Origin of the sequence: Acetobacter sp., from assembly GCF_047723915.1 — a bacterium.
Classification (GTDB): Bacteria; Pseudomonadota; Alphaproteobacteria; order Acetobacterales; family Acetobacteraceae; genus Acetobacter.
The window spans coordinates 1-6699 of sequence record NZ_JBDOBQ010000046.1 but is presented as its reverse complement, the minus strand read 5'-3'; the positions used below and the strand labels follow the sequence as shown (position 1 = coordinate 6699).

7 protein-coding genes and 1 tRNA gene are annotated in these 6699 nt (G+C 58.5%); all 8 read left to right on the top strand.

Features of this window, described 5'->3' with window-relative positions; all coding sequences use genetic code 11:
• Positions 1-86 precede the first annotated feature (86 nt).
• The 8 genes from ABF990_RS14430 to ABF990_RS14395 all read left to right on the top strand — a co-directional run bounded on the left by ABF990_RS14430 (position 87) and on the right by ABF990_RS14395 (position 6697).
• Entirely contained in the window at positions 87-824 is a 738-nt protein-coding gene (locus tag ABF990_RS14430; protein WP_415492370.1) for a TlyA family RNA methyltransferase, read from the top strand.
• A 249-nt stretch (positions 825-1073) separates the two neighbouring features.
• Positions 1074-1664 carry a hypothetical protein gene (locus ABF990_RS14425; RefSeq protein WP_415500952.1) on the top strand — a complete coding sequence of 197 codons (591 nt, stop codon included), beginning with the start codon at positions 1074-1076 and terminating at the stop codon, positions 1662-1664.
• Between the two features lie 110 nt (positions 1665-1774).
• Positions 1775-2998 (top strand): 23S rRNA (adenine(2503)-C(2))-methyltransferase RlmN, encoded by a 1224-nt coding sequence (rlmN, locus tag ABF990_RS14420; protein WP_415492372.1) that lies wholly within the window; start codon positions 1775-1777, stop codon positions 2996-2998.
• Positions 2999-3113: 115 nt separating this feature from the next.
• Positions 3114-4355, top strand: a complete 1242-nt coding sequence (locus tag ABF990_RS14415) for an argininosuccinate synthase (protein WP_415492373.1) — start codon at positions 3114-3116, stop codon at positions 4353-4355.
• Positions 4356-4403: 48 nt separating this feature from the next.
• Positions 4404-4904, top strand: coding sequence for an FKBP-type peptidyl-prolyl cis-trans isomerase (locus ABF990_RS14410; RefSeq protein ID WP_415492374.1), 501 nt, complete (start codon positions 4404-4406; stop codon positions 4902-4904).
• Positions 4894-5385, top strand: coding sequence for a c-type cytochrome (locus ABF990_RS14405; protein WP_415500951.1), 492 nt, complete (start codon positions 4894-4896; stop codon positions 5383-5385). The genes ABF990_RS14410 and ABF990_RS14405 overlap by 11 nt, the downstream gene beginning before the upstream one ends.
• A 36-nt stretch (positions 5386-5421) precedes the next feature.
• Positions 5422-6417: a tryptophan--tRNA ligase gene (trpS, locus tag ABF990_RS14400; RefSeq protein ID WP_415500950.1), complete on the top strand. Its 996-nt coding sequence runs from the start codon at positions 5422-5424 to the stop codon at positions 6415-6417.
• A gap of 205 nt (positions 6418-6622) precedes the next feature.
• A tRNA-Val gene (locus ABF990_RS14395) sits at positions 6623-6697 on the top strand.
• The last annotated feature ends 2 nt before the right edge of the window (positions 6698-6699 follow it).

Genomic DNA, 6699 nt, shown 5'->3' with positions numbered 1-6699 from the left:
ACGAGGCTGGTCTCAACGCTCCGCATATCGTCGCAACAGCGCTCTCCGCACTGGGTGTGCGCCTGACGGAACAAACGGCCTGACCTATGGCTCGCCGTCGCGCAGACCAGTTACTTGTCGACCGTGGGCTGGTTGAAAGCCGCAGCAAGGCACAGGCCCTGATTATGGCAGGGCTTGTGTTTTCGGGCGAAAAACGCATAGCCAAGGCAGGCGACCCACTCGCGGAAGACGTGGCGCTTGAGGTACGAGGCCAGGACCATCCATGGGTGTCACGCGGGGGCTGCAAACTGGCCCACGCGCTGGAGTATTTTGACCTCTCCCCCGAAGGCCGCACCTGCCTTGATGTCGGTGCATCGACCGGTGGCTTTACCGATGTGCTGTTAACGCACGGTGCACGTGCCGTTTACGCGGTCGATGTCGGGCATGGCCAACTGGCCTGGAAACTCCGTTCCGACCCCCGGGTAACAGTGCTGGAAAAATGCAACGCCCGTTATCTGGATAACACGCTTATTCCGCACCCGCCCGAAGCAATCGTATGCGATGCAAGCTTTATCGGTCTGAGGACAGTCCTGCCCGCAGCCTTGGCGCTGGCGGCCCCGGGAGCATGGGCCGTAGCCCTGATCAAACCCCAGTTCGAGGCCGGGCGCGACCAGATCGGAGCAAAAGGGGTCGTGCGGGATGTTGCCGTGCATGACGCAGTATGCGCGACCATTCAGACATGGTGGCAGACCCTGCCCGGCTGGCAGGTTCTGGGGATCGAGCCGAGCCCGATTACCGGCCCGGAAGGAAACCGGGAGTTTCTGATCGCCGCACGCCACGACTGAGCCAGTCCGCCGCAAATGACCGCACCGCCCCCTTGCGTCATGCGGTGCCGCCCTGCGTGGCTGGCTTTAACAGTCACAGCAGCTGCAGAGTAATCAGCTTGCTTTTCCCGTATTGGGCCGCACAGACTTAAATAATATTTTCAAGTTGTACCCTGCTTTTCGCATGGCAGTTTTGCTTATTTTTTGCCACACTTTTTAGCGAGCATAGACTCTGAATAAAAAACAATGACCCGAGGGACCAACCGTATCATGACTAAACTCGCCGCTGTGCTTGGTGCCGGTTTTCTTGTCAGCACCCTTCACGTCGCACATGCAGCACCGGTTTCCCACCCGTCCGCTGCCCGCTCTGCGGCGACGACACAGGGTGCCTCTGGCACCCTGCTGAGCGGTTACGAGCAGGACGGTCTGGTGCTGAAGGACGACGCACAGGCTGGGTCCCTGAATATTCAGGCCGATCCGGCAGCGTTGCATGTGCATGCCGTGTCAGAGAGCAATCCCTATCGCCTGACCCTGACCGATGTGCTGTCCGCGGCGGCGACCTATGCTTATCTCTATTTCGGCCAGCATCCCGAACGCAACAGCCTGTCGGTCACGGCCTCGATCCAGCCCGACGGGCTGGCACCTGTCAGCGCAACCGGGACACCGGACCCAGCCAGCGAACCGGCCATCAAACTGGAAATTACCCGTCCGGCCTTTCCGATTTCCGCGGATACGAAGCCAGACGCCTACTCCGCGCAGACCATCGGGATGATTCTGGACAATATCGATCTGTCCAAAGTCACCATGGCCCCATGGCTTCGCACGGCCCTGAAAACGCAGGATTCACCCGCCACCCCCTGAACACGGGCCCTGTCACGCACAATAAAAGCACCCCGACGGACAGAGGCTTGTATCAGGAACACTCTTTTCTTGGTATAGAAGCCTCTTCTTTCTCTTAAATGTAGTCTGTCATGTCGCCTGTTGTGTCGTCCTCGTCTTCCCCGTCGTCCTCCAGCACAGATGCCATCATGGCGCTGAACGCGGAGGAGCGGACGCGTATTCTGGCGAAAGCCGCCCTGTTCAGCCCGCCTACAGGGGTTATGGCCGATGGACGGCGCGACCTGGTCGGTCTTTCACGCGAGGAACTGACGGACCTTCTGGTCGAAATTGGCGAAAAGCCTTTCCGCACCAAGCAGCTCTGGCACTGGATATACCATCAGGGCGTGACCGATTTCGAGCGCATGAGCAGCATTGCCCGCCCGCTTCAGCAAAAGCTTGCAGAACGCTTTGTGATCAGCCGCCCGGAGGCAGCGACGGTCCAGACATCCAGCGATGAAACGCGTAAATTTCTCTTCCGTTTCCGTGACGGGCAGGAAGCCGAGACCGTTTATATCCCCGACCGGCGGGAAGATCGTGGGGCGGTCTGTATTTCGTCCCAGGTGGGGTGCACGCTGTCCTGCACGTTCTGCCATACAGGCACACAAAAGCTGGTGCGGAATCTGGGTGCGGCTGAAATTGTCGGCCAGTTCATGGCGGCCCGCGATTCCTACGCTGAATGGCCCAGCCCCAAGGGAGAAACACCCCGGCTGCTGTCCACCATTGTGCTGATGGGCATGGGAGAGCCACTTTATAATTACGAAAACATTGCCAAGGCCATGAAGATCATCATGGACGGGGAAGGCATTGGGCTATCACGCCGCCGCATCACACTGTCCACGTCTGGCGTCGTGCCGCTTATGGATCGGTGTGGTGATGAACTCGGTATCAACCTTGCAGTGTCGCTCCATGCCGTGCGTAACGACCTGCGTGACGAAATTGTGCCCCTGAACCGCAAATACCCGATCGAGGAGGTTCTGGCAGCCTGCCGCCGATACCCTGCCGCCAGCAATGCACGCCGGATCACGTTCGAATATATCATGCTGCGTGGTGTCAACGACAGCGAGGCCGACGCCCGTGAACTGGTGCGCCTGATTGCGGGCATACCCGCAAAGGTCAATCTTATTCCCTTCAACCCCTGGCCGGGCAGCGCCTATCGTCCTTCCACCCGTGAACAGCAGGCGCGTTTTGCGGATATTGTCATGAACGCGGGCTTTGCCTCCCCCATCCGGGCACCCCGGGGACGGGATATTCTTGCCGCATGCGGGCAGCTCAAGACAGCCAGCGAACGCGCCCGCGCCAGCGAAAACCCTGCCTGATCGGTATTTTTCGGGTAATCCATCATTCCTGAATGGAAAGCGCTCTGGTTCCCGGCTCCTTGCAATGTTAGGAGAGAGGCCAGCAGTCTTTAAGTTTGACCAGGAGATCTTCCACATGGGCGCGACTTCCGCCAAAAAAGACGTCAAGAAAGTTGTGCTTGCCTATTCCGGCGGGCTCGATACGTCCGTTATCCTGCGCTGGCTCCAGAAAACCTATGGCTGCGAGGTGGTCACCTTTACCGCAGACCTCGGTCAGGGCGAAGAACTGGGTCCGGCCCGCAAGAAGGCGGAGCTTTTCGGCGTCAAGGAAATCTTTGTCGAAGATCTGCGTGAAACATTCGTCAAAGACTTCGTCTTTCCCATGTTCCGCGCCAACACCCTGTATGAGGGTCAGTACCTGCTGGGCACCTCCATTGCGCGCCCGCTGATCGCCCAGCGCCAGATCGAGATCGCCGAAGCCGTGGGCGCCGATGCCGTGGCCCATGGCGCAACCGGCAAGGGTAACGACCAGGTCCGTTTTGAACTGGCCTATTACGCGCTCAAGCCCGATATCACGGTCATTGCCCCCTGGCGGGAATGGGACCTGACATCGCGCACACGCCTGCTGTCCTTTGCCGAGGAAAACCAGATTCCGATCGCACGGGACAAACGTGGAGAAGCCCCCTTCTCTGTCGATGCGAACCTTCTGCATTCCTCCTCCGAAGGCAAGATGCTGGAAGACCCCGCTGTCGCTCCCGAGGAAATCGTGTTCCAGCGCACCATTGCGCCGGAATCGGCACCCGACAAAGCGACCGAAATCACCATTGATTTCGTCAGCGGCGACCCGGTGGCGATCAATGGCGAAGCCCTTTCGCCCGCGACATTGCTGACCCGCCTGAACGAACTGGGCAAGGCCAACGGCATCGGCCGCCTGGACCTGGTGGAAAACCGGTTTGTAGGGATGAAATCGCGCGGGATTTACGAAACACCCGGCGGCACGATCCTGCTGGCAGCGCATCGCAGCATCGAATCCATTACTCTGGACCGCGAGGCCATGCACCTCAAGGACAGCCTGATGCCACGCTATGCGGCCATCATTTATAACGGCTTGTGGTTCTCCCCCGAACGGCGGATGCTTCAGGCCCTGATCGACGCATCCCAGCAGTCGGTCAGCGGTCGTGTCCGGCTCAAGCTCTACAAGGGTAATGTCATCTGTGTTGGCCGTGAAAGCCCCAACAGCCTCTACGATACCCGTGTCGTCACCTTTGAGGACGATGAAGGGGCGTATAATCAGGAAGACGCACAGGGCTTTATCAAGCTGAACGCCCTGCGCCTGCGCCTGGGCGCGCAGATCGGCCGTCGCGGCGGCACGCTGTAATCCACCTCGGGTTCATGAGAACCCGGGACAAAAGGAGCCAAAAAGACCATGGTCCGTCGTTTTTCCCTCATCTCCCGCGCTCTTGTGGCAAGCCTGACGCTTTCTCTGATGGCGTGCGGCGGTCACAAGGAAGAAGCAGAAGTTGAGCTTACGCCCGCCCAGGAGATGGAAAAGCTCCGCTCTCAGCCGGGTGTTACGGTTCTCAAGGACGGTCTGGCCTACAAGGTTCTGGAATCAGGCCCCAAGGACGGTGAACAGCCACGACGGGGCGACGGGCTGATGGTCATTTATGAAGGCCGCCTGCCCGATGGTTCGATTTTCGATTCATCGGAACAGCATGGCAATGGCGCGTATATGCAGATGCCGCTCGACGGGCTGGTCAAGGCTTGGATGGAAGCACTGCCCATGATGCATGTGGGCGATACGTGGATGCTCTATGTGCCGCCCGAACTCGGCTACGGGCACAAGACCATGGGCATTATTCCCACCGACAGCCCGCTGATTTTCCGCATTCAGCTTCTGGGGGTCGAGCACGCGCATGAAGGGTAATGCCCCTCTGGCGGCTTTGCCTTTTTTCCGGAACACCGGATATGTGCTGGCTGTGTTCAGCGTACTGCTTCTGGGTGGATGTTCGCGTAAAAGCCCCAAAAGCCTGTACGGCAGCAACTGCGGAATCTGCCATCACAGTGGCGACGGCATGCCGGGGGAGGTTCCCCCGCTTGTTGGCCGCCTGGACCGCATTGCATCCACGGCAGAAGGCCGACACTACCTGGCCAACGTGCTCATGAACGGTGTCAGCGGACCGATCAAGGCCAACGGTCTGCGCTACAATGCCGAAATGCCGCCCTTCCGCTACCTTTCCGATGACGATGTTGCGGCGATCCTGACCTGGCTTTCAAGCCGGGGACAGACAAAGCCGGCGCCCGAGATCACGGCCGCAGACATTGCCCAGGCACGCGCTGTTCGGCAGTCGGCTGGTAAAATTGCCAGTGAGCGCGAAAATCTGGACCGCCTACACCCCATTCCCTGACCTTCGAGATCATCCAGCAGGTAAGATTTTATCCTCATGCAACGTATTTTCTCCGGCATTCAGCCCTCGGGCGTTCCGCAACTGGGCAATTATCTTGGCGCCATCCGCAACTGGGTGAAGCTTCAGGACGCTCATGACTGTATTTTCTGCCTGGTGGACATGCATGCGATCACCGTCTGGCAGGAACCGGAGGAACTTCGGCGCCATACACTGACCCAGGCAGCCATTCTGCTGGCGTCAGGCATTGATGCGTCACGTCATATTCTTTTCAATCAGTCCGCTGTTTCCGCACATGCCCGACTGGCCTGGATCTTCAACTGTGTCACTCGCCTTGGCTGGCTGAACCGCATGACCCAGTTCAAGGACAAGGCAGGAAAAGACCGTGAAAACCACTCATCCGGTCTGTATGTCTATCCCAATCTGATGGCTGCGGACATTCTTGCCTATAAAGCGACCCATGTACCTGTGGGCGAAGACCAGAAGCAGCATCTGGAACTGACCAACGACGTCGCCCAGAAATTCAACCACGATTACGGTGTCGAATTTTTCCCGCAGGTTGAAGCCCTTATTCCACCTGCCGCCGCACGCGTCATGAGCCTGCGCGACGGCACCAAGAAAATGTCCAAATCGGACCCGTCAGCCCAAAGCCGCATAGAGCTTACGGATGATGCGGACACAATCGCCCAGAAAATCCGCCGCGCAAAAACCGATACCGATGTCCTGCCAGATACTCCGGCGGAGCTTGAGACCCGCCCGGAGGCTAAAAATCTGGTTACGATTTATGCCGCACTGGCTGACATGACCGTGCAGCAGGTTCTCGACATCCACAACGGACAGGGGTTCGGCCCCTTCAAGAACGCGTTGACGGAAGTTGTCGTCGGCGCCATTGCCCCGATCGGGCTGGAAACGTCACGCCTGCTGAAGGACGAAACGCATCTGCAGCACATGCTGCGCGATGGCGCGCGGCGAGCCCAGGCAATAGCCGACCCCATTGTGACCGAAGCCGAAAAACTGGTGGGGTTTCTGAAATAAAATATCTCTTACAGAAAAAACCGCGAAAGGCAGGGGCGAGTCCCCTGCCTTTTTTTATCACCGACATCGAGTGGAATACGCCCCGAAAAAAGACGCTGCTTTATGTTTTTACCGACATCTCAAGCAACCTGCGGTCTTTTTTAAATTTATGCCCATACCCCCTTGCCAAGCGCATATGCGCGGGGTATTAGCATCTCCATCAACCGGGTGCGTAGCTCAGCGGTAGAGCATCGCCTTCACACGGCGGGGGTCACAGGTTCAATCCCTGTCGCACCCACCACG

Bases quoted from the DNA above. Each gene is read 5' to 3' on its own strand.
- ABF990_RS14430 (WP_415492370.1), top strand. From the start codon at position 87: ATGGCTCGCCGTCGCGCAGACCAGTTACTTGTCGACCGTGGGCTGGTT.
- ABF990_RS14425 (WP_415500952.1), top strand. From the start codon at position 1,074: ATGACTAAACTCGCCGCTGTGCTTGGTGCCGGTTTTCTTGTCAGCACC.
- rlmN (WP_415492372.1), top strand. From the start codon at position 1,775: ATGTCGCCTGTTGTGTCGTCCTCGTCTTCCCCGTCGTCCTCCAGCACA.
- ABF990_RS14415 (WP_415492373.1), top strand. From the start codon at position 3,114: ATGGGCGCGACTTCCGCCAAAAAAGACGTCAAGAAAGTTGTGCTTGCC.
- ABF990_RS14410 (WP_415492374.1), top strand. From the start codon at position 4,404: ATGGTCCGTCGTTTTTCCCTCATCTCCCGCGCTCTTGTGGCAAGCCTG.
- ABF990_RS14405 (WP_415500951.1), top strand. From the start codon at position 4,894: ATGAAGGGTAATGCCCCTCTGGCGGCTTTGCCTTTTTTCCGGAACACC.
- trpS (WP_415500950.1), top strand. From the start codon at position 5,422: ATGCAACGTATTTTCTCCGGCATTCAGCCCTCGGGCGTTCCGCAACTG.